Annotated in this window: 27 protein-coding genes; 2 read left to right on the top strand and 25 right to left on the bottom strand. The window is 56.9% G+C overall.

The genetic code is table 11. From position 1 onward, the window contains the following. Positions 1-188: 188 nt before the first annotated feature. From KGZ66_11250 to metG, 6 genes are all read right to left on the bottom strand, one after another. Entirely contained in the window at positions 189-842 is a 654-nt protein-coding gene (locus KGZ66_11250; protein ID MBS3986162.1) for a hypothetical protein, read from the bottom strand. Positions 843-915: 73 nt separating this feature from the next. Continuing rightward, entirely contained in the window at positions 916-1,401 is a 486-nt protein-coding gene (locus KGZ66_11255; GenBank protein MBS3986163.1) for a hypothetical protein, read from the bottom strand. Positions 1,402-1,644: 243 nt separating this feature from the next. Beyond that, positions 1,645-2,112: a ribonuclease H-like YkuK family protein gene (locus KGZ66_11260; protein ID MBS3986164.1), complete on the bottom strand. Its 468-nt coding sequence runs from the start codon at positions 2,110-2,112 to the stop codon at positions 1,645-1,647. Between the two features lie 5 nt (positions 2,113-2,117). Then, the gene (rsmA, locus tag KGZ66_11265) at positions 2,118-2,981 is read right to left on the bottom strand and encodes a 16S rRNA (adenine(1518)-N(6)/adenine(1519)-N(6))-dimethyltransferase RsmA (GenBank protein MBS3986165.1); all 864 of its coding nucleotides are present in this window, start codon (positions 2,979-2,981) and stop codon (positions 2,118-2,120) included. Further along, on the bottom strand, positions 2,974-3,756 hold the full coding sequence (locus KGZ66_11270; GenBank protein ID MBS3986166.1) for a TatD family hydrolase: 783 nt from the start codon (positions 3,754-3,756) through the stop codon (positions 2,974-2,976). Before KGZ66_11270 ends, rsmA begins: the two co-directional genes overlap by 8 nt. Positions 3,757-3,758: 2 nt before the next feature. Next, on the bottom strand, positions 3,759-5,678 hold the full coding sequence (metG, locus tag KGZ66_11275; protein ID MBS3986167.1) for a methionine--tRNA ligase: 1,920 nt from the start codon (positions 5,676-5,678) through the stop codon (positions 3,759-3,761). A gap of 516 nt (positions 5,679-6,194) precedes the next feature. On the opposite strand from metG, the gene KGZ66_11280 reads away from it, so the two are divergent. Continuing rightward, the gene (locus KGZ66_11280) at positions 6,195-6,446 is read left to right on the top strand and encodes an AbrB/MazE/SpoVT family DNA-binding domain-containing protein (GenBank protein MBS3986168.1); all 252 of its coding nucleotides are present in this window, start codon (positions 6,195-6,197) and stop codon (positions 6,444-6,446) included. Positions 6,447-6,470: 24 nt separating this feature from the next. Here KGZ66_11280 and rsmI read toward each other — a convergent pair whose 3' ends face one another. The 9 genes from rsmI to KGZ66_11325 are packed head-to-tail and all read right to left on the bottom strand — an operon-like array spanning position 6,471 to position 14,883. Next, positions 6,471-7,313, bottom strand: coding sequence for a 16S rRNA (cytidine(1402)-2'-O)-methyltransferase (gene rsmI, locus KGZ66_11285; protein MBS3986169.1), 843 nt, complete (start codon positions 7,311-7,313; stop codon positions 6,471-6,473). Between the two features lie 25 nt (positions 7,314-7,338). Next, the gene (locus tag KGZ66_11290; protein MBS3986170.1) at positions 7,339-9,222 is read right to left on the bottom strand and encodes a hypothetical protein; all 1,884 of its coding nucleotides are present in this window, start codon (positions 9,220-9,222) and stop codon (positions 7,339-7,341) included. After that, complete coding sequence (locus KGZ66_11295) at positions 9,209-9,937, bottom strand: stage 0 sporulation family protein (protein ID MBS3986171.1); 729 nt, start codon at positions 9,935-9,937, stop codon at positions 9,209-9,211. The genes KGZ66_11290 and KGZ66_11295 overlap by 14 nt, the downstream gene beginning before the upstream one ends. Before the next feature lie 11 nt (positions 9,938-9,948). Then, on the bottom strand, positions 9,949-10,869 hold the full coding sequence (locus tag KGZ66_11300; protein ID MBS3986172.1) for a hypothetical protein: 921 nt from the start codon (positions 10,867-10,869) through the stop codon (positions 9,949-9,951). 14 nt (positions 10,870-10,883) lie between these two features. Beyond that, positions 10,884-11,216 (bottom strand): cyclic-di-AMP receptor, encoded by a 333-nt coding sequence (locus KGZ66_11305; protein MBS3986173.1) that lies wholly within the window; start codon positions 11,214-11,216, stop codon positions 10,884-10,886. Continuing rightward, positions 11,213-11,863, bottom strand: coding sequence for a dTMP kinase (locus tag KGZ66_11310; GenBank protein ID MBS3986174.1), 651 nt, complete (start codon positions 11,861-11,863; stop codon positions 11,213-11,215). The genes KGZ66_11305 and KGZ66_11310 overlap by 4 nt, the downstream gene beginning before the upstream one ends. After that, complete coding sequence (locus tag KGZ66_11315; protein MBS3986175.1) at positions 11,856-13,259, bottom strand: aminotransferase class I/II-fold pyridoxal phosphate-dependent enzyme; 1,404 nt, start codon at positions 13,257-13,259, stop codon at positions 11,856-11,858. Before KGZ66_11315 ends, KGZ66_11310 begins: the two co-directional genes overlap by 8 nt. Positions 13,260-13,267: 8 nt before the next feature. Then, positions 13,268-13,453, bottom strand: a complete 186-nt coding sequence (locus tag KGZ66_11320) for a hypothetical protein (protein MBS3986176.1) — start codon at positions 13,451-13,453, stop codon at positions 13,268-13,270. 50 nt (positions 13,454-13,503) lie between these two features. Continuing rightward, entirely contained in the window at positions 13,504-14,883 is a 1,380-nt protein-coding gene (locus KGZ66_11325) for an MATE family efflux transporter (protein ID MBS3986177.1), read from the bottom strand. A 330-nt stretch (positions 14,884-15,213) separates the two neighbouring features. On the opposite strand from KGZ66_11325, the gene KGZ66_11330 reads away from it, so the two are divergent. Further along, positions 15,214-15,609, top strand: coding sequence for a GNAT family N-acetyltransferase (locus KGZ66_11330; protein MBS3986178.1), 396 nt, complete (start codon positions 15,214-15,216; stop codon positions 15,607-15,609). 35 nt (positions 15,610-15,644) lie between these two features. Here KGZ66_11330 and KGZ66_11335 read toward each other — a convergent pair whose 3' ends face one another. The 10 genes from KGZ66_11335 to aroD all read right to left on the bottom strand — a co-directional run bounded on the left by KGZ66_11335 (position 15,645) and on the right by aroD (position 25,720). Then, positions 15,645-16,331 (bottom strand): GntR family transcriptional regulator, encoded by a 687-nt coding sequence (locus KGZ66_11335; GenBank protein MBS3986179.1) that lies wholly within the window; start codon positions 16,329-16,331, stop codon positions 15,645-15,647. Between the two features lie 15 nt (positions 16,332-16,346). Beyond that, positions 16,347-17,225 carry a shikimate dehydrogenase gene (gene aroE / locus KGZ66_11340; GenBank protein MBS3986180.1) on the bottom strand — a complete coding sequence of 293 codons (879 nt, stop codon included), beginning with the start codon at positions 17,223-17,225 and terminating at the stop codon, positions 16,347-16,349. 21 nt (positions 17,226-17,246) lie between these two features. Further along, positions 17,247-18,737 (bottom strand): tripartite tricarboxylate transporter permease, encoded by a 1,491-nt coding sequence (locus tag KGZ66_11345; GenBank protein ID MBS3986181.1) that lies wholly within the window; start codon positions 18,735-18,737, stop codon positions 17,247-17,249. Positions 18,738-18,752: 15 nt separating this feature from the next. Continuing rightward, on the bottom strand, positions 18,753-19,229 hold the full coding sequence (locus KGZ66_11350) for a tripartite tricarboxylate transporter TctB family protein (protein MBS3986182.1): 477 nt from the start codon (positions 19,227-19,229) through the stop codon (positions 18,753-18,755). A gap of 60 nt (positions 19,230-19,289) precedes the next feature. Then, positions 19,290-20,309, bottom strand: coding sequence for a tripartite tricarboxylate transporter substrate binding protein (locus tag KGZ66_11355; GenBank protein MBS3986183.1), 1,020 nt, complete (start codon positions 20,307-20,309; stop codon positions 19,290-19,292). A gap of 37 nt (positions 20,310-20,346) precedes the next feature. Next, positions 20,347-20,727, bottom strand: coding sequence for a cupin domain-containing protein (locus tag KGZ66_11360; GenBank protein ID MBS3986184.1), 381 nt, complete (start codon positions 20,725-20,727; stop codon positions 20,347-20,349). 89 nt (positions 20,728-20,816) lie between these two features. Continuing rightward, a complete protein-coding gene (locus KGZ66_11365) occupies positions 20,817-22,574 on the bottom strand; it encodes a thiamine pyrophosphate-binding protein (GenBank protein ID MBS3986185.1) in 1,758 nt (585 codons plus the stop codon). Positions 22,575-22,604: 30 nt separating this feature from the next. Continuing rightward, entirely contained in the window at positions 22,605-24,011 is a 1,407-nt protein-coding gene (locus KGZ66_11370) for an aldehyde dehydrogenase family protein (protein ID MBS3986186.1), read from the bottom strand. A gap of 6 nt (positions 24,012-24,017) precedes the next feature. Beyond that, positions 24,018-24,959: a hydroxymethylglutaryl-CoA lyase gene (locus KGZ66_11375; protein ID MBS3986187.1), complete on the bottom strand. Its 942-nt coding sequence runs from the start codon at positions 24,957-24,959 to the stop codon at positions 24,018-24,020. After that, positions 24,956-25,720, bottom strand: coding sequence for a type I 3-dehydroquinate dehydratase (gene aroD, locus KGZ66_11380; protein ID MBS3986188.1), 765 nt, complete (start codon positions 25,718-25,720; stop codon positions 24,956-24,958). Before aroD ends, KGZ66_11375 begins: the two co-directional genes overlap by 4 nt. Between the last annotated feature and the right edge of the window lie 255 nt (positions 25,721-25,975).

The following is a 25,975-nucleotide window of genomic DNA, read 5'->3' on the forward strand; positions in this document are numbered from 1 at the left end:
CCGTCTCTGTACACCAAACAAAAAACGCGGGGCGACTTTTCAAGCAGCCTGTAATTTGTTATGATTAACATGCTGTTTGGGGAGACGTCTCGGGTGAATCTGCTTAATTCACCGCAAAAGAGACGTCTTTTCCTTTCCTAAGATACGGTCATTATATCCGTCAGCTTGCGGACAAACAAGCATGTCAACTAGTGGCCATTATGCGGGAGCTGAAACACCCCAAGGTTAACCCGTCTTTTTACCTCAAGCCTCGTGCTGATATTAGTTCTAAACGCGAAGGACGATTCTAAGTAACCAACCTGGTTTATCGTGGCGACGGTAGTTAGACGATTGGCATATGTTGTATCATCCCACCATACCAACCGATGCCTTATTGTGCCAGGAGGAGTGGCCAGCGGAGCGATCTCTTGCGTCACCTGCTCTTCTGTGCTGGAGGTCCTCATGGGCCTTCTCAGCGTAACTGTCACGGCTTCGGTCGGCTCGTTTCCTTCACGAGCTGTTTTTCCGCTCTGGTGCATCTGTTCAACAGACCAGTGCCATGCCCCTACCTCGAATCCCGGTGCAGAAACCATGACCGACAGATGCACTCCTTGGCCACACTTATCTACATACTTAGGCTGTGTGAACACTGACACTCCCTCAAAGCTAGTATAGGAAGAACCAACCATGGTTGAAGGCGTAGTTGAGTGATTCCAAAGCGAGACATAAGCCTGTGGGACTGGCTGACCATCGACGCCTATTACTTTGACTGTGATTAGTGTGGCGGGTTCATTTGCGCCTGCATGTGTGATCACTCCGTTCAGCAACAACAACAGACACAGGACTGACAACGCTTTTTTCATTCCCTAGACACTCCTTCTAAATATAGTTGCGTTTTGTGCCATGTGGCAATGTCCCTACTCTCTGTGCCACGGATCACCTCCAAAGTGTCTCCCAAGTAATGTGCCGCCGCAGGAACAGGATTCGATAGTAGACGGTGATGGTAAATGCAGTTTTTGAGCCATCGTACGTGCGAGTCGGGTGAATTTCTAACAGGATGTTAAGTGGTGGGACAGCGCCTTGCAACGGAAGCTTTGCAGGTTTCTCCCCAAAATCGCACAATCCATCAATAGGCACCGGCATCCTGACGATGCTCGGGTCGAAGTCTGTAAGCCAAGCGTCAACGCTTTCGTAGTATGTTCCCTCCAAGGTCGCGGACTGCACCTTCACAAAGGCCCTCCAGATTGAAGGTGGCGCGTTAAAGCGTACGGTGATGTACAGCGGGCCCCTTGAGCCAACGGGAAACGCATGGGCCGCTACTTCCAGCTTGGCCTCATACCTAGCTATTGAGACACTAATAGCCACCAAACTAACAATGAGCAGGGCGGCGAACAGGACAACCCACATGACAAATCTTCGCATAAGGCACCTCCGGTTATGGCTCACTGATCAAATTTCCTGTACTTTGTAGGTAGATGCCCTCACCTCCGCATTTGTCCTCACTTGATAAGACACTTAACGCAAAGAAATGCAACGCTCCGTGGAAAATTTTCTTTCGAAAGAAGAAAAAAGTTCCGCGGGAAGTGCTCACCGAGCACATCGCGGAAGGTAGTGCCTAGTAGCCCGAGCAACTCCCGTCGAGTGATGGAGGTGACCCTAGGCCTGCTACTTTGTAAAGCGGTCAGCGACAGCAGACGCCCCAAAAGAGTCTGGTTTGACCTTGGCCACCAAGCCGGTAGCCATTACCATGCCCACAATCTCGCGGATAATCTCGCGGCTCGCCCCGACGAAACCGGCGTCCACGTGAATCTCGATGCGCATGCCGACGAGCAGGTTCTTGTAGAGCTTCTCCTTGAGCGCATGGACTACGTCAAGGCTGATAGCCGTCTCATAGTAAAGCTTCTGCCTGAGGCTGCTCATGCACATGTGCTCGGTATGGCGGTAGAAGAAACGCGCGCCCTTACCCAGCCGCTGAATAATGACAGCCGTGACCATATGCGTGCCCTTCTTGGTATGCGAATCTGTGCCGATAATTAGGCGGTAGTCGGCGGTGCGTTCGGCCCGCACGTAGTCCACGATGTCGGTCACCATTGCATCGAGTGTCATGGGGCCTTTAGACGGACTTACAAACATAGCTATCACTCCTCTCGCAAACTGCGTATTGTCTCTGCTAATGCTACAAAGGCTGCCAAGTCGAGTTTTTCTCCCCGCGTCGCAGGCGGGATACGGCAGATGCTCAGGGCCTCTAGAACCTGCTCGCGCGGGAAACCACCCGCAGTCAGCGAATTGGCTAGGGTCTTCCGGCGCTGTCCAAACGCGGCGCGTATGAGCTTAAACAGCAGACGCTCATCCTTAAGCCCGAAATACACTGCCGGGCACTCGCGCACTTCTAGTTCGACTACCGCTGAAGACACGCGCGGCGGGGGAAAGAAGGCGCGCGGTGGAATCACGGCTTTAACCTTGACCAAAGCATAATACTGCACGGCTAATGAGAGTGCGCCGTACTCCGGCGTGTCGGCTTTAGCCTGCATGCGCTCTGCTACTTCCTGCTGCACGAGGAAGACCAAACGGGAAAAGTGCACGCGGCTCTCTAAGAGCCCTAGTAGTAGCGGTGTCGTTACATAGTACGGCAGGTTAGCCACTACTTTGTACGGCGGGGCTTGAGTGCGCAAGCAGTCCTCCCACTCAATTTCTAGGGCGTCCTGAAAAACAAGCTGCACGTTAGCGTAGTCGCTTAAAGTCTCTGCCAGAACAGGCGTAAGCTTTTTGTCTTTTTCTATCGCTATGACTTGACGCGCACGCTTGGCTAATTCACGCGTAAGCGTGCCTAGTCCCGGCCCGATTTCGACTACTAGCTCACTGTCCTTAATATCGGCCGCGGCGACGATTTTCTCTAGGGCCGGCGCATCGACCAGAAAGTTTTGCCCTAGGCCTTTATGCGGCGCGAGGCCAAACTTCTTTAGTACCTCGGCGACGCGACTCGGGCGAACTAGGTCATTCATGAGAAATGCTCACGCCAAACAACATTTGTGCGTTAGCGGTAGTGGCTGAAGCAAGCTCGGCTAGCTTAATGCCGCGCCTCTGTGCGACGGCCTTGGCAATATTCACGAGGAAGGCAGGCTCGTTGCGCTGCCCGCGGTTGGGGTCAGGTGCGAGGTAGGGACAATCGGTTTCGATGAGGAGCCTCTCTAGTGGCACATGCCGAGCCACCTCATGCAGGCGTGGGGCATTCTTAAAGGTCACAGGTCCGGCGAGAGAGATAAACCCGCCTAAGCGAAGGCATTCTCGCGCTATCTCTAGACTGCCGGAAAAACAGTGCATGACAAACCCGCTTGGGTAGGGGGCGTGCTCCTTAAGGAGCGCCAAAATATCGGCGTGCGCGTCGCGGTCGTGGACAATGAAAGGCTTCCCAAGCGACTTCGCTAACTCTATCTGGGCGCGAAAAGCTGCGTGTGCAATCTCCTTGGGCCACGAGTTCCAGTGGTAATCTAGCCCAATCTCACCTAGTGCCACTACGCGCGGGTGCCGCAGGTGTCGCGCAAGTTCGGTTAGAGAATCCTCGCCCACTTCAACCGCGTCATGCGGGTGAACGCCAACCGTCGCGTAGATATCCTTATGCTGCTCGGCGAGAACGACAGCCTGTCTGGATGTGCGCATATTGTGCCCGACAACTACAATTTTTCGCACTCCGGCCTCGCTTGCGCGCGCGAGCACTGCGGGCAAGTCCTGGGCAAAAGCCGGGTCGTTAAGGTGAGCATGCGTATCGACTAGGAACATCTCTAGGTAACCTTAGCCCCGCTTGAGATGCTCTCCCGCGCCGGCGACAAGACAGCCAAGCTGTGCTCATCGCTGGCCGCTAAAACCATGCCTTGCGACTCGATGCCGCGAATCTTGGCGGGTTTGAGGTTAGCTACGATTACGACGCGCTTCCCTACTAGCTCGTCGGGGGAATAGTGCGTGGCTATGCCGGCGACGATGGTGCGCGTCGTAGGCCCAAGCTTAACCGTGAGCTTAAGCAGCTTGTCTGCCTTGGGCACCTTTTCCGCGGCTACTACTTCGACGACGCGCAGGTCTAGCTTGGCGAAATCGGTGATATCTACGGTCGGCAACAAGGGCGGCGTGAGCACATCGCTAGTGTCGGCTTCCGGCTCGGCGGGGACTTCCCACTCCACGCGCGGGAAGAGCGGCTCGCCCTTCTTGACCTGTACACCTACCGGAAACTGGCCAAACTTCGCCGCGGAGGCTAAAGTAAGTACGCTAGCATGCGCCGTTGTATCTAGCCCTAACTGCTCCCAGATGCGCTGTGGCGTGCGCGGCATAAATGGCAAAAGCAGTATGGACATGACCCTTAGCACTTCCGCGAGATTATACAGGACCGTCGCCAGGCGGTCGAAGCGCTTCTCGCGCGCTAGTTGCCAGGGCGCGGTTTCGTCGATGTACTTATTGCCTCGTTTCGCCAACTCAAGAATCTCACCTAGCGCCGCGCCAAACTGCAGCTTCTCCATGTGCTGACGCACTGCCTCCGGCAACGCCTCGGCCATAGCCATGAGTTGACCGTCTGGCTCCTCGGCCAGCAAACTTGCGGGAACCCGGCCCTGTGAGAACTTCTCCAACATGGCCACAGCCCGACTCAATAAGTTGCCTAGGTCATTGGCCAGGTCGGAGTTGAGGCGGTGTACGAGCAGCTCCTCGGTAAAGTTACCGTCACTGCCAAAAGATATTTCTTTCAGGAGGTAATAGCGCACGGCGTCGGAGCTATACTTGTTGGCTAACTCCACCGACGAAATGACGTTGCCCTTAGACTTAGACATTTTGTCGTTGCCAAAGAGGAGCCAGCCGTGCCCGTAGACCTGTTTTGGCAAGGGCAAATCTAGGGCCATAAGTAGCGCCGGCCAGATGATGGCGTGAAAGCGCACGATTTCTTTGCCCATGAGGTGCAAGTCCGCCGGCCAAAACTTGTTAAAGCGCTCGCTGTTGTCGCCTACTCCAAGCGCCGTAATGTAGTTACTTAAGGCGTCAATCCACACGTAGATGCGGTGCTCGGGGTCAAAGGGCACGGGAATGCCCCACTGATGCGTGGTGCGCGTTACGCACAGGTCGGACAAGCCGGGCAACAGGAAGTTGTTAATCATCTCGTTGCGGCGCGACGTCGGCTGTAAGAATTCGGGGTTCTCGGTGAGGTGCTTAAGGATGCGGTCTTGGTACTTGGATAGCCTGAAGAAATAGCTTTCTTCGGTTACCCACTGCACCGCGCGCCCGCAGTCGGGGCAGTTGCCGTTTTGCACCTGTCGTTCCGTCCAAAACGACTCGCAGTCCACGCAGTAATGGCCTTCGTACTGATGTTTGTAGATATCGCCCTGTTCGTAGAGCTGTGTAAAGATGCGCTGCACTTGCTCTACGTGCTTGCGCTCGGTCGTGCGGATGAAAATGTCATAGGAGATATCAAGCGTAGCCCACACTTGCTTGATGTCAGCCACAATCTCATCGCAAAAGGTCTGTGGGTCCTTCCCGGCGGCTTTGGCCTTGCGTTCTACTTTTTGCCCGTGCTCATCGGTCCCCGTCAGGAAGCAGACGTCTTTGCCGAGCATGCGCTGATAGCGCGCTAGCGCATCTGCGATAACGGTGGTATAAGCGTGGCCAACGTGAATGTTGGCGTTAGTGTAGTAGATAGGTGTCGTGACGTAATACTTGTTGTTCATCGGTTTCCTCCTGCCCGCACAAGCGGCGCGACAAATACTTCCCTTATTATAACCGGATAAAGGCGTGGGCGCCACTTGTCGAGTGTGGCGGTGTGGCATGTCGCATGTCGCTTGTCGCTTGTCGCTTGTCGCTTGTGGGGGCGCTCAGCTGTGAGCTGTGAGGGGGCAATCATCAATCGTCAATCATGAACTGCAACCGCGGAGTGGCTTTCCGCTTTCCGCTTTCCGCTGTAAGCCGTAAGCTACTGAGCACGAAGCACGCCTCCTCTACCAGCAGCCAGGAGCCAGGAGCTAGAGACCCCCGTTCTACTGGGCACTGGGCACTGGGCACTGAGCACTGAGCACTGAGCACTGAGCACTGAGCACTCCTCTCCTGGCGGCTGGCGGCTGGCGGCTGGCGGCTACACCTATAAGCAAATTTTATCGCTTACGCCTATTGACAGCTATTGGTAGTGTTGGTATACTATTTTCTGGGTGTAGAAATATGTCGAAACATGTAAGGAGGGAAATTTAGCAATGAAATCTACAGGTATTGTGCGTAAAGTTGATGAACTCGGCCGCGTGGTTATCCCCATCGAGCTCCGTCGTACTCTAGACATCAGCGAAAAAGATGCGCTTGAGATCTACGTTGACGGCGAAAAAATCATCCTCAAGAAGTACGAGCCCGCATGCATTTTCTGCCAAGACGCAGACGATGTCACCACTCACATGGGCAAGAGAATTTGCCAAGGTTGCCTCAAGAAGCTAGCAACCCACATCCATCCATAATAGACAAAGGCGCCTCGCAGGCGCCTATTTTTTTTGCATTTGTGCTCCACGCGCCACGGCCAGAGCATAGAGCTCCGCGCGCGGTAGCGCACAAACTTGCGCGGCGTGGCGGGCCGCCTGAGCCGGGGAGAGCCCCTTAGCAAGCAAACGAGCCACTACCTCCTCACCGTCAAGGTCGGACGACGTATCGCCGACCTCCGCGCCTCCTACTACCAGAACAATCTCGCCGCGCACGGGCTCGTGCCGGGCAGAGGCTAAGAGCGAAGACAGCGAACCGCGCTCGACTTTTTCGTAGACTTTCGTCAGCTCACGCACTACGGCCGCCGGCCGTTCACCAAACATCTCCAGTAAATCCGCGAGCGTTTCCGCTAAGCGATGCGGAGCCTCGTAGAAGATGAGCGTGCGCTCTTCATACTGCAGCTTACCGAGCACGCTGCGCCTATCTGTGCGTCCCCGCGGCAGGAAGCCTTCGAAGGCAAAGCGGGCGGTAGGCAGCCCCGCTATAGCCAAGGCGGCAATTGCGGCCATGGGGCCGGGGATTACGGTAACCTCTGTCCCCTGCGCGATAGCGTCGCGGATAAGCTCTTCGCCGGGGTCACAGATGCCGGGCATGCCTGCATCGCTAATCAGGGCGATATGCTTGCCGGCAGAGAGCGCCGCAAGCACCTGCGCGTGTTTGGCTTTGCCGCTGTGCTTGTGGTAGCTAATCAGCGGGGTATGGAGCGAGAAGTGGTGCAGCAACTTCGCACTATGGCGAGTGTCCTCGGCAGCAACAAAGTCGACTTCTTTGAGGGTGGCCAGCAGTCGGGGAGAGACATCGGCAAGATTGCCAATCGGGGTGGCGCAGACGTAGAGTTTGCCGCTCACGCTACTCATCTCCTCTATAGTAGACCTATCTTAACTGCAGCAGCTGCAAGCGGTGATTGTAGGTGTCGACGACCCATACTTGCCCCGCCTCCTGTGCCGGAGCCAGAGCAGTGGGCAGATACAGCTTCCCTACCTCGCTGCCGAAGCTACCGACGGCATAGAGCGGCTCACCGGTGTGCGCAAACTTAAGGATGCGGCTGTTGTACGTATCTAAGACGTAAAAGCTGCCGTCAGCCGCTACGATGATGTCGCGCGGCCCGCCGAGCAACCCACGGTCTTCCACTACGCGCAGCTGCCCAAAGCCGCGGCCCGGGGAGGCATAAACGGCCAGCAACTCCCCGGCGGCATTAAGGCGCAGCACCTGCCCGCCAAAAGTGTTAAGCACCAGGAGTTGCCCGTCCGCGGTGAGAGTTAGTGCGGCTGGCCACACGTCTGCGGTGAATGGTATTTCCTGCAGGAACTCGCCGAGAGCCGTAAACGCCACTATGCGGTGGTTAAACGTATCTGCAACCAACACGCGGCCTGTAGCATCGACGTATATGGCTTGCGGGCCTTGCTCTTCCCCAAACAGGTTAACTTGTTTGAAGCCGGCCCATTCCCCCAGCGCTTCGCCAAAGGTGCGCAGCTTTTCGCCTTCTAAGGAGTAAACGTCGACCCGATCCCCCTCTAGCACATAGAGCACCCCATTGCCGCTGGCAAGGCGCACTGCGTTTGTGCTTAACCCTACCAGCACGCGGCGCAGTTCTCCTCCTTGCGCCGCACGAAACCACACTTGGCGCTCTCCGTCAACGGCGGGATTAGCCGCTAACACGTACATGCCCGTGGGGGTTATCGCCACGTCTAAGGGATAGGCGAACTCGGCGCGGGACCGCACGGCAACGGCGGACACCCGCAGGCGGCCGGCCGCTAACTCAAAGCGTGAAACTGTCCCGGCCAGCGCGTTGCTGACAAAAATCTCTCCGCCCGGCGACACGGCGACATCGGCGATTTCAGCCTTGGCTAGCTGTTCGTTGGTTGTGAGGCGGTGCTCGGCGAGCAGCCGACCGGTGTAATCGAGTGCCAGCAGCATTTGACGGGCACTATCGACCACAATGAAGTTGCCTAGCGCATCTACGGCTAGGCTGGTTGGGTAGGGAGCTACACCCCTTACTGCTGGCAGGGTTAACACGCCGTCAAATTTGGTGCCCGCGCCTAAGCCAAGCAGGCGCCCGTTCACAGCGTCGCCCACCCAGACTACGCCTTCGCGCACCGCCAAACCTGACGGCCCCATATAGAACTCCGAAGCCGCCGTGCCAAGTTCGGTTGCGTCACCTGCCGTCGGATAAGCAGTCACCAGGCGCCCCGATAAGTCTAACTTAAGCAGCCGATTGAGCGTTAACACATAGTAGTGGTCGGCAGTGGCAACAACGCTTTTGGCCCACATAACCTCAAGCTCAGCGGCAAGCGCCGTTAAGTCTAAGCGCTTCTCTAACGCGCCGTCCGCGGTAAAGACATGCAGCGTCGGCGTCGCGTCAAGCACGACCACGTTGTCGACCGCATTAAGTGCGATATCGACTATTTCTGCCAAACCGTCACTCGCTAGCGTGCCAAAGCTGGTGACAAAAGTGCCGTCAAAAGCAAATACTTTAATAACCCCGCGCGTAGCCAAAGTATCCACGACAAAAACCCGCTCGTCTGCGGCGACAATATGAGCGGGGCGTCCTAAGCTGCCGCGCGCAATGCCCTCAACCACTTGCAGCGCGACCACCGGCGTGGCGTGCGGGTCCGGCTCTAGTTCCGCAGGGTCATTGGGCACCCTAGGGGTGGCCCAGCCGTCTAGGGTGATGGCCCATACTAATCCTGTCGCCATCAGGGCTAAGGCTACGACTACTAACGCCCACGTTCTCCTATGGCGATTAAGTCTCGTCACTGCTCCCCGCTCCTTCGCAGTTCCGGTGGCACGCCTCGCACTTGCAGCGATTATCTGCGCGGAGTGCCTCGAGGACTTCAGGGAAGTTGCTCTCGTAGCGGAGACAACACATCAGGCGCCCGCACAACCCCGAAATCTTGGCGGGGTTTAATGACAGGTGCTGTTCTTTAGCCATCTTAATCGAAACCGGAGCGAACTCCCCTAGGAAGCTAGTACAGCAGAGGACTCTCCCGCACGACCCCAGCCCGCCTATCATTTTTGCCTCGTCACGCACGCCAATCTGCCTAAGCTCAATGCGCGTGCGAAAGATGTGGGCCAGGTCTTTCACCAGTTCGCGGAAGTCGATGCGGCCGTCTGCCGTAAAGAAGAAGAGGATTTTGGTGCCATCGAAAGCGACTTCGACGTCGATTAGCTTCATGGGCAGCTGATGAGACGCAATTTTCTCTAGCGCCACGGCAAAGGCTTCTTCCTTAAAGCGCTGGTTCGATTCGACGCGTTGTTCGTCGACGGCCGTAGCCTTGCGCAGGACGGGTCTAAGCGGCGTGCGGCAGCTCTCGTCACTTGCGGCGCGCGGCAAGCTCACTACTTCACCGTACTCTTGACCGCGCACGGTGTCTACTACGCAAAAATCTCCCGGCACGAGCGGAATATCGCCTGCGTCAAAATGGTATACTTTCCCACCGCTCTTAAACCTAATGCCTACTAGATTCGGCATATCACTCACCTCTATTTCAGCGCCAAGAAAAGTTGGTCCAGCACTAGGCGCTTATTAGTGCCGGGACTCCACCGTGTGAGCAACTCCTGCAGGTGCAAAAGGCGTGCCACAATCGCACCATGCTCTAAGCGCCTTGCCTGCGCTTCGATTTCCTCGACGTAAGGCAAGGCGAGATGCTCGCGCAGTCCTAGCTTTAACCATAACACATCTCGCGTCCATAAAGCGAGAAAACTGACGTAGACGTAGAGGTCATCCTTTTTATCTTCCAGGTGAACCATCTCGCTTAGCTTCGCAGCGCCGGTCAGGCCCAAGATAGATTGCGCCAGCGTCGCCATTTCCCGCTGACGCTCCAAAGCGCCGGGGTCGAGTAGACGCAGCGCTTCCCCGGGCGAACCGAGGCTCTGCCTAGCAGCAGACTCTAGTCCGGCTGCCTGCGCGCCTACGCGTTTTAACACCAACATCGTCTCAGGCAATGTGAGAAACCCAAAGCGCAGCACTTGGCAGCGCGAAGAAATCGTACCAAAGACATTGGGTCTGTCCGCTAGCAGGATAAAATGCGTCGCCGCAGGCGGTTCTTCCAGTAGCGTCAAAAAGCCGTTAGCCGCCTCGATAGTAAGTGATTCGACGTTGTGGAGGATATAGACTTTACGCTTGGCTATGGCCGGCGCAAGCAGGGCTTCTGCGCTAAGCTCTTTAATCTGGCTAAGGCGCAGGCTATTGCCTTGTGGGCGTATCTCCCGTATATCCGGGTGTAGTGTGCCCTCTCTGCACTCCGGCCCGCCGATTATGCCAACGGCAAAGGCGCGGGCAATCGTAGCTTTGCCAACACCATCGGGGCCAAGAAACAAGTACGCATGGGGAATACGCCCTGCCTCTAGCGCGCGCCGCAGTAAGCGCAGTGCCAAGCTATGCCCGACAATATCCGAGAACACAGCCTTCCTCCTAGCTAGAAGCGTACAAACTGCGCAACGTCCACCACAAAAACCGTCGCGCCTCCCACTACCACTTCTATGGGATAGGGAACGTAGGACTCTACAGCGTTGCTGCCGGCAGGCGCCATCGGCGTCAGCAGCTGTTCACGCGCTTTGCAGGTCTCGCCGATGACGGCTAGGGCACTCTCTACCTGACTGTCTTCTACGCCAATAAGTAAAGTGGTGTTGCCGGACTTAAGGAAGCCACCGGTACTAGCGAGCTTGGTGGAGCGCAAACCCTTTTGTATGAGTTGGTCAATTAGGCGTTGGCTGTCTCTATCCTGCACGACGGCAATAACCAGTTTCATCCCCTGACGCCCCTCTCTAACGCGTGTATTTTATCTATTATATCACGTGTTATGCTGGAGGGGTCGCGCTCGGCATCAACTTCTACCACGCGCTCCGGAAACATGGCGGCTAGCTGGCTGTACCCAGCCGCCACCTTGGTGATGTACTCGAGGCCGCGAGCCTCAATGCGGTCGGGGCCGCTGGCAGTCTCGGTTTGTTTGGCTTGCAGGCGCGCGCAGGCGGAAGCTACGCTCACCTTAAAGACTACCGTGAGGTCAGGCAGACACCCCTGCACGGCCACCAAGTTCACGTTATAGACATCAGGCAGCGGCAGGCCTAGGCCGAGCCCCTGATATACAAGGCTAGAATCGATAAAGCGGTCGCAAATGACAAATGTCCCCGCCAGCAAGTGTGGGAGAATTACTTCTTCTACATGCTGTGCCCGGCTAGCCGCATACAGCAGCATCTCGGCGCGGGCGCTCATATTAGTGTGGCGATAAGAGAGGAGCATGTCGCGAATTACCTCCCCAAGCGCCGTACCCCCGGGCTCACGCGTGAAAAGCACTTCCTTGCCTTGCTGCCTAAGCGCCTGCCCGAGGGCTTGCGCTTGCGTCGTCTTGCCGCAGCCGTCGGGTCCTTCCAGAGAAATAAACAGTCCTCTACGCACTGCTTTCACCTGCAATCACCAGTATTTTTCCGGCGGGAGAAATGCCGGTGCAGCTTCCCCCTGCCGCCGAGAGCTCTGAGAGAAAAGCGATATCTGCTTGCTCGATACATTGTCCGGGCCACAGCAAGGGTATGCCCGGCGGGTTGGGGACTAAGGGCTCTGCACATATTCTACCCTTCGCCTCTCCAAGCGGCACCCATACGCGCTGACTATAGAAGGCTTGCCGCGGCGCCAACACCTGCGGCGCACAGGTCTTCGGCCTTGGTGCGACTTGTGCGGATACGGGAACGGCCTTCTGCGGCAAGCGCTCGGCGAGGGCGGCCGCTCTCTGACAGCCTTCATCGCCTTCCGAGAGACCTACGACCAGCGTTACCGTATATGCATCCGCCATTTCCGGGGCTAACCCGTGTGCCTGCATAACTTGCTCTAAGGCAAACCCACTCATGTCAAAGTAGCGAGCATCGACTACTACACGCAAAGGGTCCTGTTTCCAGGGCGGCGGCAGCAGTACTGTAGGCAGTGACGCCGAGAGCTTGTCCGCATGTCGGCGCGACAAACTAAACCGCGCCGCGCCTTCTGTGGCCAGCATTTTTCGCGCTAGGTCGAGGGAAGCAAGCAATAGATACGAGGGGCTGGTAGACTGCACGAGCCTAAGCGCCCGTTTGAGCGGTTCCTTGAAGTGCGGATTAAAGCAGTGCACCCAAGCCGCCCCCGTCAGTGCCCCCGCAGTCTTGTGCACGCTCTGCACCACGACATCGGCACCCGACCGCACCGCGGACTGCACCTCGGTATCGCTGACAATCAGGTGGGTGCCGTGCGCCTCGTCTACTAACAGGGGCACGCCGTGCTCCCGGCAAAGTTCGGCTATAGCGGCGGTATCGCTGCACACCCCATGATAAGTCGGCGTAGTGGCTACCACTAGGCTCGGGCGGCATTTCGCTAGGCTGTCGCAGAGAGTCGCCGCCGTATAGCAGAGAGGCAGCGCGACTTCGGGCTGAAACTCCACCGGCAGAAAGACCGGTCGCAGGTCGCCTAGCACACACGCGCCAAAAAAACATTGGTGGGCATTAGCTGGCAAAAAAACTGTGCTGCCCGGCGATGCCATGGCCAATACCCCCGCCATTAGGCCGGCTGTGCTGCCGTTGGTGGTGAAGTATGTGGCCTCTGCACCTACCAGTGAGGCCGCTAACGCTTCGGCTGCAGCCAAAGGACCGTTTGGGGCCAGTAAATTGTCGAGCCCCGGCAACTCCGTTAGGTCAAACTCGGCCATATGCGCGGCAAAAGAGGGGTCGAGGCCGCGTCCGCCCTTGTGACTCGGCACGTGATAGGGATAAAGGCCTTGTACTCTGTGCTTGGCCATGGCGTTCCACAACGGAGCCTCTCTTTGCTCAGCCATCCGCTCCCCTACCTCTCCCCTAATGGCACTCCTGTCCACAGCTTCCTTAGGTTGACTATGAGTTGCCCGTAGCCGGCGTCTCTGGCCCGCGCTTTGACGATTCTACGCTCGCACTTCGGACAGATTACAAGCTCCCGCACCTTAAGGCCCGCCGTGCATGACTCTTGGCAGACAAGGCATCTTTCGTCTTCCATGGGCACAATCCCTACCTCTTAGGCATTTCTACACCATGCTATGGCAACAGCTAGCGTTCGGTGCCTGCGGCAAGTATGGTCCGCCAAGGGCCACGGTAGTATCGAAATGTGCTTAGGCCAAAGCGCAGGAAAAGGTCGACCGTCATGGCTAGCCACACGCCTTCTATCCCTAGCCCAAAACCAACGCTGAGCACCCACGCCAGCGGCAGTCTGACTAGCCACAGCCCCACGCCACCTATGACCATGGGCGCTTTCGTGTCGCCTGCGCCTCGTAACGCGCCGTTTAGTACGCCGGCAATTTGCATCGGCAATTGTGCTAAGGCCATCAGCCGCAAATAGATGGCACCTAGCCTAATGACCTCGACTTCATTGGTCAGCACACCCATAAGGGCCTCGGGCAGAAAAAAAAGAATACTGGCCGTAACGACAGTCAGCAGTGCGCACACTCGCACAGTTTCTCCCACATAGCGCTCGGCGAGGTGTGGGTTCTTTGCCCCAAGACTTTGCCCAACCAGCGCGGTGGCGGCAATGCCAAACCCCACCGCCGGCATATAACTTAGCGACTCGGCGGTGAGGCCAAGCTGATGCGCCGCAAGCTCGTGCGTGCCAAACCGAACAATCAGACGCATAAGAACAATGGTAGCCGCCTGCCAGAAAATCATTTCAAAGGCTGCGGGCACGCCGATAGCCAGAATGCGCCAGACGACGTCTGGCTGCGGGCGATACCGCCGCACGGCACTGACCGAAATTATGGCGTGTAGCCGCGTCAGCGCAAAGAACGCCAAGACTGCACCTAAAGCCTGTGCCATGACGGCCGCTAAGGCTGCACCGCGGAGGCCTAACGCCGGGAGTCCGAAATGCCCATAGATCAAAGCATAAGTCAAGCCGACGTTTATGGCATTGACTAAGAAGGCAATCCCCATGGGCGTCTGCGTATTGCCCGCGCCGCGCATTATCGCTCCCGCTACCTGCATAATAGCCATAAAGGGCATACCAAGGGCTACTATGGACAAATACATGAAACTTAAGTCAAGAACTTTGCCTTGGGCCGTAAACAACCACATCATTAGAGCTCTCGCCTGCCACACTACTAAGGCTGTGAGCACGCTGACGAGAGCAATCGCGAGAACAAGTGCCTGCAGAGCCGTACGCTCAATGCCCTCGCGGTCGTTGCCTCCTACCGCCCGCGCAATCAGCACGGTCGCTCCGGTGCCGGCGGCAGAAAACATGGCCCAGACAATCTGCGTCACCCGGCTAGATAGACCGACGGCTCCTATTGCCTCTGCACTTAGGTGCCCTACCATCGCTGTGGCGACGATGCCTACTAACATTTGCAGCACGCTCTCCGTCGTGGCCGGCCACACAATACGGAGGATGTTGCTTCTTAACGTCGGCAACGCCACTTCATGAGGCTCCTGTGTAAGTTGCATGTCTGACGCACCTTCTTCCAGTCACCGGCTTTTCTTCGGCATGCTAAGATTATAGCACCGCGCGGCAAGCACAGAAAGCCTGTCCTTTTTCTCACGCTTCTCACGAGCGGACGTAGACTGGAGTGAGCGGGGAGTGCTCAGTGCCCAGTGCTCAGTGCCCAGTTGAGAACACGTACTTGTACGCTCATGAATCGCAAATCATGAACCATGAGTAAGGGTGAATCATGAACTAGGGGAATCGTACCCCGCTGGGCACTGGGCACTGAGCACTGGCACTCTACCAGAAGTTAGCAGCCGCTACGCGTCCCCAAAAGAAAAGGAGGCAACCCTATGCGCTTAGTAAGAATCCGCGATTGGCGCAAGGCCGGCCTGGTCGCGGCCGGAGTCAGGCGTTACAACGGCGTGAGCGTAAGCCGACAACGCATCTTGTCGCGCCCGCACTTTACTATTGAGACGGGTTCGCGCGTCGCCGGCTGGATTGGCTTCGAGGGACGACGTCCCGGCGTTTTTGAACTGGTGCATCTCTCGGTAAAGCCACAGTATCGCCACGGGGGACTGGCCCAAAGCGCTGTTTACCGCGTGCTGAACATGGTGCGCAGTTGCGGCGGGCGCTATGCCTACACGCGCATCAACCACCGCAACTACCCATCTATGTGCTTGGCGCGCAAGCTAGGCTTTGCCAGAACAAGCCGGGGTCCCCTCGTGCGCTATGGTCGGCGCGTATAAAGAAAAAGACTAGCCCTCTCGGCTAGTCGGATTGCCTAATTCTTGTGTCGGGGCGTAGCCATCGCTTTGCGCTTGCCTGGCGCGGCGCAGGCCTCCATGGCGTGCTGTACGTGCAGCTTGGCACGCTGCTCAGCTAGCTCGCCATTGCGTTGCTCGATGGCTTCAATGATTGTAAGGTGCTCGTCCCAGGCCGCACTTTGTCGCTCCGGTGTATCCAGGCTGACATAGCGCAGGCAGCTAAGCTGCGAAGCATAGGTTTCCATGAGCTGCATTAAGCGCGCGCTGCGGCTGGCGCGATTCAAGATGGTGTTAAACTCCGCGAAGATACGCGCATACTCTGCGAAGTCCCCGAGCGGGGGCTTCTTGGCTTTAAGCCGTTTGAGTTGCGCGAGTTCCTCAGGCGTGATATGCTCGGCCGCTAGTTTCGCCACCAGCCCTTCTAAGACCGAGAGAATGCTGTATATCTCTAGCGCGTCCTCGAGCTTTAGGCCGACGACGACTGTCCCGCGCCGCGGCACGGATACGGCAATGCCGTCCTTTTCCAGCATACGCAGGGCTTCGCGCACCGGCGTACGGCTCACCTGCAGTCGCTCCGCTATCTCACTCTCAACTAGGCGCTCCCCTGCCTCTAGATGCCCTTTCATAATGGCACTGCGCAGGCTTTCGTACACTAGGTCGCGGATAGGGCGCAAGTCAGTTATCTCGATAGGGCTTAAGGCCATGGGCAACCTCCCTGCTTAGGATAGACGCGCGCTTAATTCCGCTATTGTCTCCTTCATAGTGGCGACGGGGGCGGCTTGCCCTGTCCAGATGGTAAAAGCGGCCGCACCTTGATAGATGACCATACCGAGGCCATTGGCAGTTCTACAGCCCCTACCTGCGGCCTCGCGCAACAGCCGCGTAGTTGTAGGGTTGTAAATAATATCACAAACAAGCTGCCGGTTGTCAAGCCCGCCTGCCGCCAACCACTCGCTTGGCAGCGGTGTGTCGTCAGCGTAAGGGGCCATACCCACCGCCGTGGCGTTAATTACGACGTTTGCTTCCGCGACTGCGTTTCGCATGCTAGCTGTTCCGAGCTCTACGCGCGAGACAGGATAAGAGAAATGCTGGTCTATCGAATCCGCCAGGCTTGCTACCGCAGCGTCTGACATATCGGCCAACGTAATGCCTTGCGCACCTTTGGCGGCAAGAACAGCGGCGATAGCTCGCCCTGCTCCCCCGCAGCCAAGCACGAAAAAGCGCGTGCTTGGAATGTGAATCGCCTCGTCTTGCTCGAGAAAGGTCGCAAAGCCAAGGCCGTCCGTGTTGTAGCCGGTGAGCTTCCCGCCCTCGGCCTTAACGGTATTGACTGCGCCAATGGCGAGAGCGGCCGTGTCTACAGCGTCTAGATACTGCATTACCTCAATTTTGTTGGGCTTTGTGACATTGCAGCCTGCGAAATTCATGCGGCGCATGCCCTGTAGTACATCGCGGAGGCCTTCGGTCGCCACTTCGATGGGAAAGTAATAGTAGTTAAGGCCCGCTGCCCCAAAGGCGCGGTTTTGCATAGCCGGAGAAAAGCTCTGCTTTAAGGGCGTGCCAAGCAAGCCCACTAGCTTGGTTTCTACATCAATCACGTCTGTTTCCTCCTTGGTCGGCTACTTTCGCCACCTAGCGAACAGCGACTTCCAGTCTTGTTGACTGACAAGCATTATGACCATAAACGCGAGTAAAGCCGCCGAAAGTGGGTTCGTGACCATGCTCAGCAAGAAGTCGCCCACATTGCCGTGTGACAAGGCCATTGCCCGGCGGTAGTTTGACTCGATTAAGGGGCTAAGAATCACGCCTAGCACCATCGGGGCCAAGGGATAGTCATACATTTTCATAAAGTAACCGAGGACGCCAAAGGCAATCATCCAGTAGACGTCGGCCACGTTTAGGTTAATGGCGTAGCTGCCAATTACAGACAACACCAGAATAATTGGCACGATAATGTTTTTGGGGATTTCTACTACTTTGCTAAAGATGCGGATGCCCGTCATCCCGAACACGTATAAAAAGATGTTCGCGATGATGAGGGAGCCGACAATCATCCAAAAGAACTCCGGCTGTTCGCGCATTAGGAGCGGCCCGGGGCGCAGACCGTGAATCATCATTACGCCAATTAACACGGCCGTCACGGAATCGCCGGGGATACCGAGCGTCATCATTGGGATAAAGGCGCCGCCGATAGCCGCGTTGTTGGCGGCCTCCGGCGCAACCACTCCTTCCCAGGCGCCTTCTCCAAACGGACGCGACGGGTTCTTAATCGTGCGCTTGGCATGGTCGTAGGCCATAAGTGCGGCAATGTCTCCGCCGGTGCCAGGGAGCGCACCGATAAGGGTGCCTAGCACAGAGCAGCGCAGCGCCAAGGGCAGGTTTTTTAAGACAAGCTTTAGATCCGGCACTATGCGGTCTATTTTTTGCTTGACCGGAGGAATCTTGTAGCGCAGTTGATACAGTCCTTCCGATAAGCCAAACAAGCCAATCATCACTACGACGAAACTAATGCCGCCAAGGAGCCGCGGGTTGCCAAAGGTGAGGCGTGCCTGTGCGGTAAAGGGATCCATGCCGACGAGGCCTACAAACGTGCCAAGCGCGGCAGCAAGTAGTGCCTTGCTTAGCGAGCCACGGCTAAGACTCCCGACGAGAAGCATCCCCATTAAAGCCAGGAGCAGATAGTCGCGCGGCGCGAAGCTTAGCGCCAGCCTTGCCACAAACGGGGCGGCAACCGCTAACACCGCAATGCCAAAAAAAGTGCCGAGTACTGACATGGTCGTCGCTAACCCCATGGTCTTACCGGCCTCCCCTAATCGGGCTAGCGGGTACCCGTCAATGCCGGTAGCTACGGCCGACGGAGCGCCGGGGATGTTAAGCAATATTGCCGATCGACTGCCCCCGTACACGCCGCCTGTGTAAATGCCTACCATCAGCGCAAGCGCAGGGTACACATCCCAAGCGTAAGTGAAAGACAAGAGCAGCGACACGGCCATAGTTACCGAAAGACCCGGAATAGCGCCAATGTAAATGCCGACAAAGACACCCACAGCGACATAGAGCAAGAGCTCGATGCTCAGAAAAGGGATAAGAAAGCCCTCAAGACCTGCCATTAGATTCCCTCCTCACTACGGCAAGACGACTTCAAAGAGCATGGCAAAGATGACGTAGATGATACCTACCGTAGCGACAGCTAAAACAGCTTTTCGCAGTAGTCTAACGGGCTCCAAGAGATACATTGCGGCAACCAAAAACCCTAAGGTGGCCAACTCAAAGCCAAGCGGAACCAAAGCCACGGTGTAACCGACGACGGTAGCAAGCAAGAGAACCGCGTCCCGCGAAAACAGGTACTGCACGGTGGGCATGAGGCTCTGTGAATCGGCGCGGACAGCAGTTACCAAGAGCCCGCCGGCAAGAGCCATCAGCGCGAGCAACAAGAGCTGGGCGACAGAGCCCGGCCCGGCCCATTGCCCCTGAAAGATGCCGGGCAGTTTTAGTGCTTCGGGCAGCAACCGAGCGAGACCAAGCAGCAGGACTGCGAGAAATATGCCTTCCCCGGGACGCTTTTCGGCTTGTCGGACTTCGTGGGTTTCGTGCTCTACCACACTCACCCCTCCTTTGCTTTAACGAGGGGAGGACTTTGCTCCTCCCCTCATAATCATAACCTATGGTCTCGCGATATTGAATTTCTGCGGCGATTCCTTGGCACCGCCGGCATCGTAGATCAGCCAAGCCATATGGCGCTGCCACTGCGTCATGTAATCGCGTGCGGCTTGCCCGGTGTGTCCAAGGAGCACTAATCCGCGCTCGTTAGCGAACTGCACAAATCGCGGGTCGTTATATGCAGCAACGAAAGCCTCTCGCAGTCTGTCGACGACCGGCTGCGGGGTGCCTTTGCGCACATGCACGCCATAGAAGAAGCCGGCTGTCGTAAGCATGGGGCGCGCCTGCGGACGCATCTGTCCTAACGCCGGAACCCCGGGGAGCACTGCTAACGGCTCGTTGGCTACTACGGCCAGCGCGCGCAGCGTGCCACCCTGCACTTGCGGTACGGCGGCTAAGAGGGCGAGGCCTGTTACGTCAATGTGCTTGCCAAGCAAAGCTGTTGCCAACGGGCCGTCGCCGTCAAAGGCTACTTGGTTAAAGCGCACGCCTTCGATGCTGTTAAGGATAGCAGCGGTTACATAGGGCTGACCGCCTACGCCGCTGATGCCGAGGTTAACTCGGCCTGGGTTGCGTTTCGCTTCCTCAATGAGCTGCTCATACGTTTGGATAGGGGATTGCGGGTGCACGACGATAACCGTCGGCCCCTGCACCGTGAGAATAATGGGCTCAAAGTCGGCATAGGTGAGGTTTGAGAGCCCTAGTACCTGATAGAGCTGCGGGTTCTCGGCGTGGAACAGCACGGTGTAGCCGTCGGCGGGACGGTCTTGCACGTACTGCGTGGCAATGGCACCTGTTCCGCCCGTGCGGTTGGTCATGGTAATGCTTTGTCCAAGCTTAGCTTCGGCAATGGAAGCCAGCAAGCGAGACGAAGTATCCGTGCCGCCGCCTGCACCCCAAGCGATAACACCTTCAATCGTGCGCTCCGGGAAGGGACGCGCAGCCGGGCGACACCCGATAGTTAAGGTAACAAGTAGGACGCCTATTAGGACCAACCCGACGATTCTGCTCAGTTTACTCATTTTGACCCTCCTCTTTTTTTGGTTACCTAGAAAGCAATTAGGCTTTCGCCGGCGGCAGCTCCGCTTGCGGCGTGTACACCCACAAAAGCCACAGCGGCTCGTCGCCAATGCTTACGTGTTGATGGTACTCCCCTTCGGGAATAAACATGCAGTCATTTGGTTCAAGAATAGTCTCGTTGCCTTCTGCGTCAATCGCCAAAGCTCTGCCTTTCAGAATAAAGTCGATTTCTTCGGAGCCGGGGTGGTTATGCATTTGGCAGCGCTCGCCCGGTTCAAAAATGGTAATGCCCATGTTGAAGTGCTTTGAACCCACGAGCTGTTTGCTGATTAGGCGGAAGACTTTGCGCCTCATGCCGGGGTCGTCGAGTCCCAGCCAGATTTGTTCTGCGTCACGAAACGTCTTAAGAAATTTTGCCATTACTTGTCCCCTTTCTCTGGTTGCGTTAGTGTCAAGTAGTGTGCTTTTGTCTCCACCTCCTTGGATTAGTCTGGGTTTGGCGAGCTAGCCTAGGTGCTGGCATGGTGCACTTTGCGGTGCGGCGAGTAAATATCCATGATGTTCCAATGCCCCGCGGTAGGCACGGGGTTGTTGACCATCGGCACGTCGATAACTACGGCCTTGTTGCCGGCGATAGCTTCGCGGAGAGCCGGGCCGAACTCATGCGCTGCGTTTATGCGTATGCCGTCTACGCCGTAGGCGCGCGCTATCGCCGCGTAATCCGGCGAGTAGGGTTTCCCGTCTTTTTCGAACAGGGTGCCTAGGGTAGTGCCGTAGTGAGCTTTTTGCAGTCCGGCGATAGTCCCAAAGGCGTAGTTGTTCATGATTACGAAAATTACCGGCACATTCTCTGCCGCTGCCGTAGCCAGTACCGCGGGATTCTGCCCAAAACCGCCGTCGCCGATTAACGAGACTACGACGCGGTGCGGAGCGGCGATTTTTGCTCCCAAAGCGGCACTTGAACCAAAACCCATGGTCGCCAGGCCGCCGGGCGTAAGAATGCTGCCCGGTTCATAAATGGGAAACTGCTGCCCCACGCCGTTCTTGTTCCAGCCTACGTCGGTGGTAATCAGTGCATCGGGCGGGAGCGCTGCCCTTACTTCCGCAAGTATGCGCTGCGGGCTCATGGGGAAGGCGTCGCTCTGGGCGTGAGCTTGGTTGCCGGCCGCAAACTCCCGGCGATACTCCGCTATGGCAGCTTTTTCCTGTGCGTTGTCAAAGCCTTGCGGGTACATCTCCTTCGCTACGGCCAGCAGGGTGGCGGCGGCGGACTTCACGTCGGCAATGGCCCCTATCTCTACGGGGAAATTCCGCCCGATTTCGAGCGGGTCAATGTCGATGTGGATAAGCTTGCTCGGCGGGAAACTAAACGTGTACTCCGGATACCAGGAGCTGCAGTCGGCCTCGGAAAAACGCGTACCTAGAGCTAGGACGTAATCGGCACTGAGGCAGCGGTCGTTAATAAACTTGGTGCCCCAAAAGCCGGTCATACCTAGAGTTAGGGGATGGTCGTCCGAGACTACGCCCTTGCCCATAAGCGTGTGAGCGACGGGAATACCTAGATGGTCGGCTAACGCCCTGACCTCTCGGGCGGCATCAGCCAGAATAACGCCCCCACCCACGTAGAGAAGCGGGCGCTTAGCTTCCGCCAAGAGGGAGACTATGCGACGCGCTACACTCATCTCTAGCGCCGGGCGGGTTAACGTAAGGCTGCTTTGCATAACTCGCTCAAATAGCTTGCTGGGAATGTGCTCCGAGAAAATGTCCATCGGCACGTCGACCAAGACAGGTCCCGGCCTTCCCGCCTCGGCGAGAGTAAAGGCTTTGTGCATAATCTCCGGCAACAGCGCGGCTTTCTCCACGCGCCAGGCGCGCTTAACAAAGGGACGGTATATCTCCCACTGCGCGGCATCGGCGTGCATGCCCACTTCCTGGTGTGGGTGCTTGCCGTAGTAATGCGAGGGCACATCCCCGGCGATAACGACCATGGGGATAGAATCAAGCGCGGCGTTAGCTACCCCGGTGGCAGCGTTAGTTAACCCCGGGCCAAGGTGACTGAGCACGACTGAGGCCCGCTTGGTGACGCGGGCATAGCCGTCGGCGGCATGTGCGGCGATTTGCTCGTGCCGCACGTTAATGAACTTAATTTTACTCTCTGCCAGGGCGGCTAACACGGCAATGTTGGTGTGTCCGCAGAGGCCAAAGATATGTTCGACGCCTCTTTGTTCAAGGTATTTGACCAATAGGTTAGCTACTGAATCCTTCATGCCTGTTCTCCTTTACTGCGCTTTGTCGCCCTAGCGCTCAAGCTCTGGGTCATAAAACTCGCCAAACAACTCCGCATCGGACGGACGATCCTCAGGAATAGGGAAGGACACCCACGTCGTGTTGAGATAATGTTTTAGACTAATATTCTCTGAGACGATGTTGCCTCCCCAGGTGCCGCACCCTAGGCTCGAGGTCATGGGCATGCCGTTAGTGAACGCACCGGCATTGGCCTTAGACTGCGGCTGGCGCACCATGATTCTGCTTACGGGTGCCGCTAGGGCTAGGCGGTGAATGTGGTCGTTGTTAAAGGAGTAAATCCCCACCGAGTGGCCCTTGCCCCCGACTTCGTAGATAGCAGCCATCTTAGTGAGGGCCTCGTCAAACCCGCTGTACTTAAAGACAGAGAGCAGCGTGCCGAGTTTTTCCCCCGAGAACGGGTTGTTCTTGCCGATATGCTCTTCCTCGGTAACAAGGAACAGCCTGTCGTCAGGGATGGAGAAGCCGGCAGCCTGGGCTAAGGCGGTAGCGGCTATAGCTACCGTGTCACTTTTGCGATAGCCCGCTTCGTCCCACATTACTGCTCTTAACTTGTCGCGCTCGGCGGGAGTAACCAGATACCCGCCAACTTGGACTAGCGCTTCAAGGAGACCTGCGTAAACTCGCTCGTCAACGAGCAGGTTGCCGTCGGCCGAGCACCCCGACCCAAAATCCGACGTCTTGCTCTGCATCGTGTTCTGCGCGGCGTCCTGCAAATCCGCGGTCACGTCAATAACCATAGTGGCATTACCTGCACCCACGCCTAGTGCCGGCGTGCCTGAGCTATAGGCTGCGCGCACCATACCCGGGCCACCGGTGGCCATAACTAGGTCGGCCTCGGCCATCAGGGCCTTGGACATGGGGATATTGACCTCAGTCAAACACTGTAGAATATCTGCCGGTGCGCCTTCCTGCTCTAGCGCCTCGCGCATAAGCTGCACCGTCTTGTAGGTGGTGTGCTTGGAGCGCGGATGCGGGGAGAAAATAACTGTATCGCGCGCCTTAATCGCGTAGATAGCGGTGCCGGCGGGAGTAAGGTCCGGATTGGTGGTCGGAACAATCGAAGCAATAATGCCTACCGGTTTCGCGTATTTGACGATGCCTTTTTCCGGTATCTCTTCAATGATGCCGATGCTTTTCTGGCGGAGAGCATCGCGCAGGATACCGCGAATCTTAAACCGCTTGTTAGCGCGACTCACGGGGTCGCCTAAGCCGCTCTCCTTAATGCCTAGGTCCACTAGCTCTAAAAAAGTGCGCTTGTTGGCCACAGCCCAAGCGACGGCTTGGCAGAGGCGGTCTACCCGAGCTTGGTCGTACGTAGAGATGATTTCAAGCGCACGCCGAGCTTTTGCCAGCGCACTGTCTAGTTCTGCCCGCTGTGTGGGTGTTAGGTCACTCATTCTGCTTCATCCCTTCTGCTGTTGGTCAGGTGTCGCGTGAGAAGCTCTAGCCGCCGCGAGGCGAAGCATGGCGCTGTCGGTGACTCGTCCCACTAGCTCTTGCACCCGGCACCCTAGGCCTACCACTTTGGCTAACTCAACCCCGGTCTCTATCTGCAGCGCCTCGGCCATATGCACGAGGTCCTCCGTCGCGATGTTGCCGGTGGCTCCGGGCGCAAAGGGACACCCGCCGAGTCCGGCAAAAGCGGCGTCGTAGTGCGTTACGCCGGCGAGCAGGCCGGCGAAAACGTTTGCTAGTCCCAAGCCGCGCGTGTCATGAAAATGCAGGGTCCATTGTACAGTCGGGTACTCCGCGCGCAAGGTAGTGCAGTAGTCGTAGACTTGGCGCGGGTTAGCTACACCCGTCGTGTCCGACAAAGAAAGCTCCGTAATGCCAAGCGCCAAGAAGCTTTCGATGAGAGCGCGCACCCGGTCTATGGAAACCGCTCCTTCATAGGGACACCCAAAAGCCGTGGAGATAGCCCCTGCAAGTGCTATGTGGTGCTCGCGCGCAAAGGCCGCGCAATCCGCAAAGTCTTGCATTACCTTGTGCGGCGTACGACCTAGGTTTTTTAGGGAGTGCGTCTCACTCGAGGATACGGTGAGTTTAGCCTTATCAATGCCGGCAGTCTGACAGCGCTTGAGCCCGGCTAGGTTAGCGACTAAGACTCGGTACTCCACTCCTTCGCGTCGCTCAATGCGGCGCGCCACTTCGTCGGTGTCTGCCATGGAGGGGACTGCCTTAGCGCTGACAAACGAGCCTATTTCAATACAGCGCAATCCTGCGGCTGCTGCCATCCCAATAAGCTCGGCTTTCTGTGCGATGCTAAGCTGTACGGCCTCGTTTTGCAGACCGTCGCGCGGCCCTACTTCGCAGATACTTATCCTCTGCGGCAAGCTAAGCGTCATGGCAACAGCCTCCAAATGGAGCGCAGCTCTGCTATGGGAATCTGCCCCGGCGCTGAACCGCTTTGCCCCCGGGCAAAAGTGACATCCGAGCCGAAGTTGCCGCCAAAGACGCGTGACATTGCGCCAAGCGCACCCATAGACATAGTGATAAGCGGCATATCCGGTGCCGCTTGCCGCGCTGCGAGAGTTGCGGCGAGGAGCGTTAAGACATCGCGGGCGTCGTTTGGCATAACCGCAACTTTAGCTATGTCTGCGCCTTGCTGCCTAGCTTCGTGGAGCTTGCTTAAGATAAAAGACTCGTCCGGGGTAGTGGCAAAATTATGCCAGGAAAGTAGCAGCTTTTTGTCTTGCTTACTTGCTTCGTGCCTCACTCTCTGCACCGCTTCCGGGCCGGAGGCGAGCTCGAAATCCACTATGTCTGCGTTTGGAGAGGCCAGAGCTGCAAACACCGTTTGCAGGCGCAGCGTTAAATCGTCCGGGGCGCGCCCGCCTTCTTGCGGCGAGCGATAAGTGAAGATAAGGGGCGTCTCCCCAACTAGCCCACGCAACTCGGCCAAAAGCGGAGCAACGTCTGCCGGCAGCAGCCCCGTAAGGTAGTCCGCACGCCACTCTAAGAGGTCTGGCCTGCTCTGGCAAGCCTCGCGCGCCTCCGTCAGCAGCGCTTCTCTTTGCATTGCGACAAGCGGCACACACACCAAGGGTTCCTGCCCGCCAATTAGTGTGCCTCTTACTAGCAGCGGTTGTTTGACAGGTATTCGCATCTTTAGCCACTCTCCTACGTCACACATCATACTACTGCGGCCGGAACAGATAAAGTCAGGCCGTTATTCGAACTGCTATTGTAGCCCGGTATACCGGAATGCCGGCATACCGACGCGCTTTAAAAAAATGCCCCAATATAACTGCTTCTTTCACCCCTAGTGTAAAGTGTAGCGCGACTATTGTCAATATTGTTTGTATGGAATTTTCCTGTCATATAGCCGACAATTCGTGTACCATAGTAAAGGAGCAGCATA

It is taken from the genome of Selenomonadales bacterium, from assembly GCA_018335585.1.
Classification (GTDB): Bacteria; Bacillota; UBA994; order UBA994; family UBA994; genus UBA994.

Bases quoted from the DNA above. Each gene is read 5' to 3' on its own strand.
- KGZ66_11250 (MBS3986162.1), bottom strand. From the start codon at position 842: ATGAAAAAAGCGTTGTCAGTCCTGTGTCTGTTGTTGTTGCTGAACGGA.
- KGZ66_11255 (MBS3986163.1), bottom strand. From the start codon at position 1,401: ATGCGAAGATTTGTCATGTGGGTTGTCCTGTTCGCCGCCCTGCTCATT.
- KGZ66_11260 (MBS3986164.1), bottom strand. From the start codon at position 2,112: ATGTTTGTAAGTCCGTCTAAAGGCCCCATGACACTCGATGCAATGGTG.
- rsmA (MBS3986165.1), bottom strand. From the start codon at position 2,981: ATGAATGACCTAGTTCGCCCGAGTCGCGTCGCCGAGGTACTAAAGAAG.
- KGZ66_11270 (MBS3986166.1), bottom strand. From the start codon at position 3,756: ATGTTCCTAGTCGATACGCATGCTCACCTTAACGACCCGGCTTTTGCC.
- metG (MBS3986167.1), bottom strand. From the start codon at position 5,678: ATGAACAACAAGTATTACGTCACGACACCTATCTACTACACTAACGCC.
- KGZ66_11280 (MBS3986168.1), top strand. From the start codon at position 6,195: ATGAAATCTACAGGTATTGTGCGTAAAGTTGATGAACTCGGCCGCGTG.
- KGZ66_11295 (MBS3986171.1), bottom strand. From the start codon at position 9,937: ATGCCGAATCTAGTAGGCATTAGGTTTAAGAGCGGTGGGAAAGTATAC.
- KGZ66_11305 (MBS3986173.1), bottom strand. From the start codon at position 11,216: ATGAAACTGGTTATTGCCGTCGTGCAGGATAGAGACAGCCAACGCCTA.
- KGZ66_11315 (MBS3986175.1), bottom strand. From the start codon at position 13,259: ATGGCTGAGCAAAGAGAGGCTCCGTTGTGGAACGCCATGGCCAAGCAC.
- KGZ66_11320 (MBS3986176.1), bottom strand. From the start codon at position 13,453: ATGGAAGACGAAAGATGCCTTGTCTGCCAAGAGTCATGCACGGCGGGC.
- KGZ66_11325 (MBS3986177.1), bottom strand. From the start codon at position 14,883: ATGCAACTTACACAGGAGCCTCATGAAGTGGCGTTGCCGACGTTAAGA.
- KGZ66_11330 (MBS3986178.1), top strand. From the start codon at position 15,214: ATGCGCTTAGTAAGAATCCGCGATTGGCGCAAGGCCGGCCTGGTCGCG.
- KGZ66_11335 (MBS3986179.1), bottom strand. From the start codon at position 16,331: ATGGCCTTAAGCCCTATCGAGATAACTGACTTGCGCCCTATCCGCGAC.
- KGZ66_11345 (MBS3986181.1), bottom strand. From the start codon at position 18,737: ATGGCAGGTCTTGAGGGCTTTCTTATCCCTTTTCTGAGCATCGAGCTC.
- KGZ66_11355 (MBS3986183.1), bottom strand. From the start codon at position 20,309: ATGAGTAAACTGAGCAGAATCGTCGGGTTGGTCCTAATAGGCGTCCTA.
- KGZ66_11360 (MBS3986184.1), bottom strand. From the start codon at position 20,727: ATGGCAAAATTTCTTAAGACGTTTCGTGACGCAGAACAAATCTGGCTG.
- KGZ66_11365 (MBS3986185.1), bottom strand. From the start codon at position 22,574: ATGAAGGATTCAGTAGCTAACCTATTGGTCAAATACCTTGAACAAAGA.
- KGZ66_11370 (MBS3986186.1), bottom strand. From the start codon at position 24,011: ATGAGTGACCTAACACCCACACAGCGGGCAGAACTAGACAGTGCGCTG.
- KGZ66_11375 (MBS3986187.1), bottom strand. From the start codon at position 24,959: ATGACGCTTAGCTTGCCGCAGAGGATAAGTATCTGCGAAGTAGGGCCG.
- aroD (MBS3986188.1), bottom strand. From the start codon at position 25,720: ATGCGAATACCTGTCAAACAACCGCTGCTAGTAAGAGGCACACTAATT.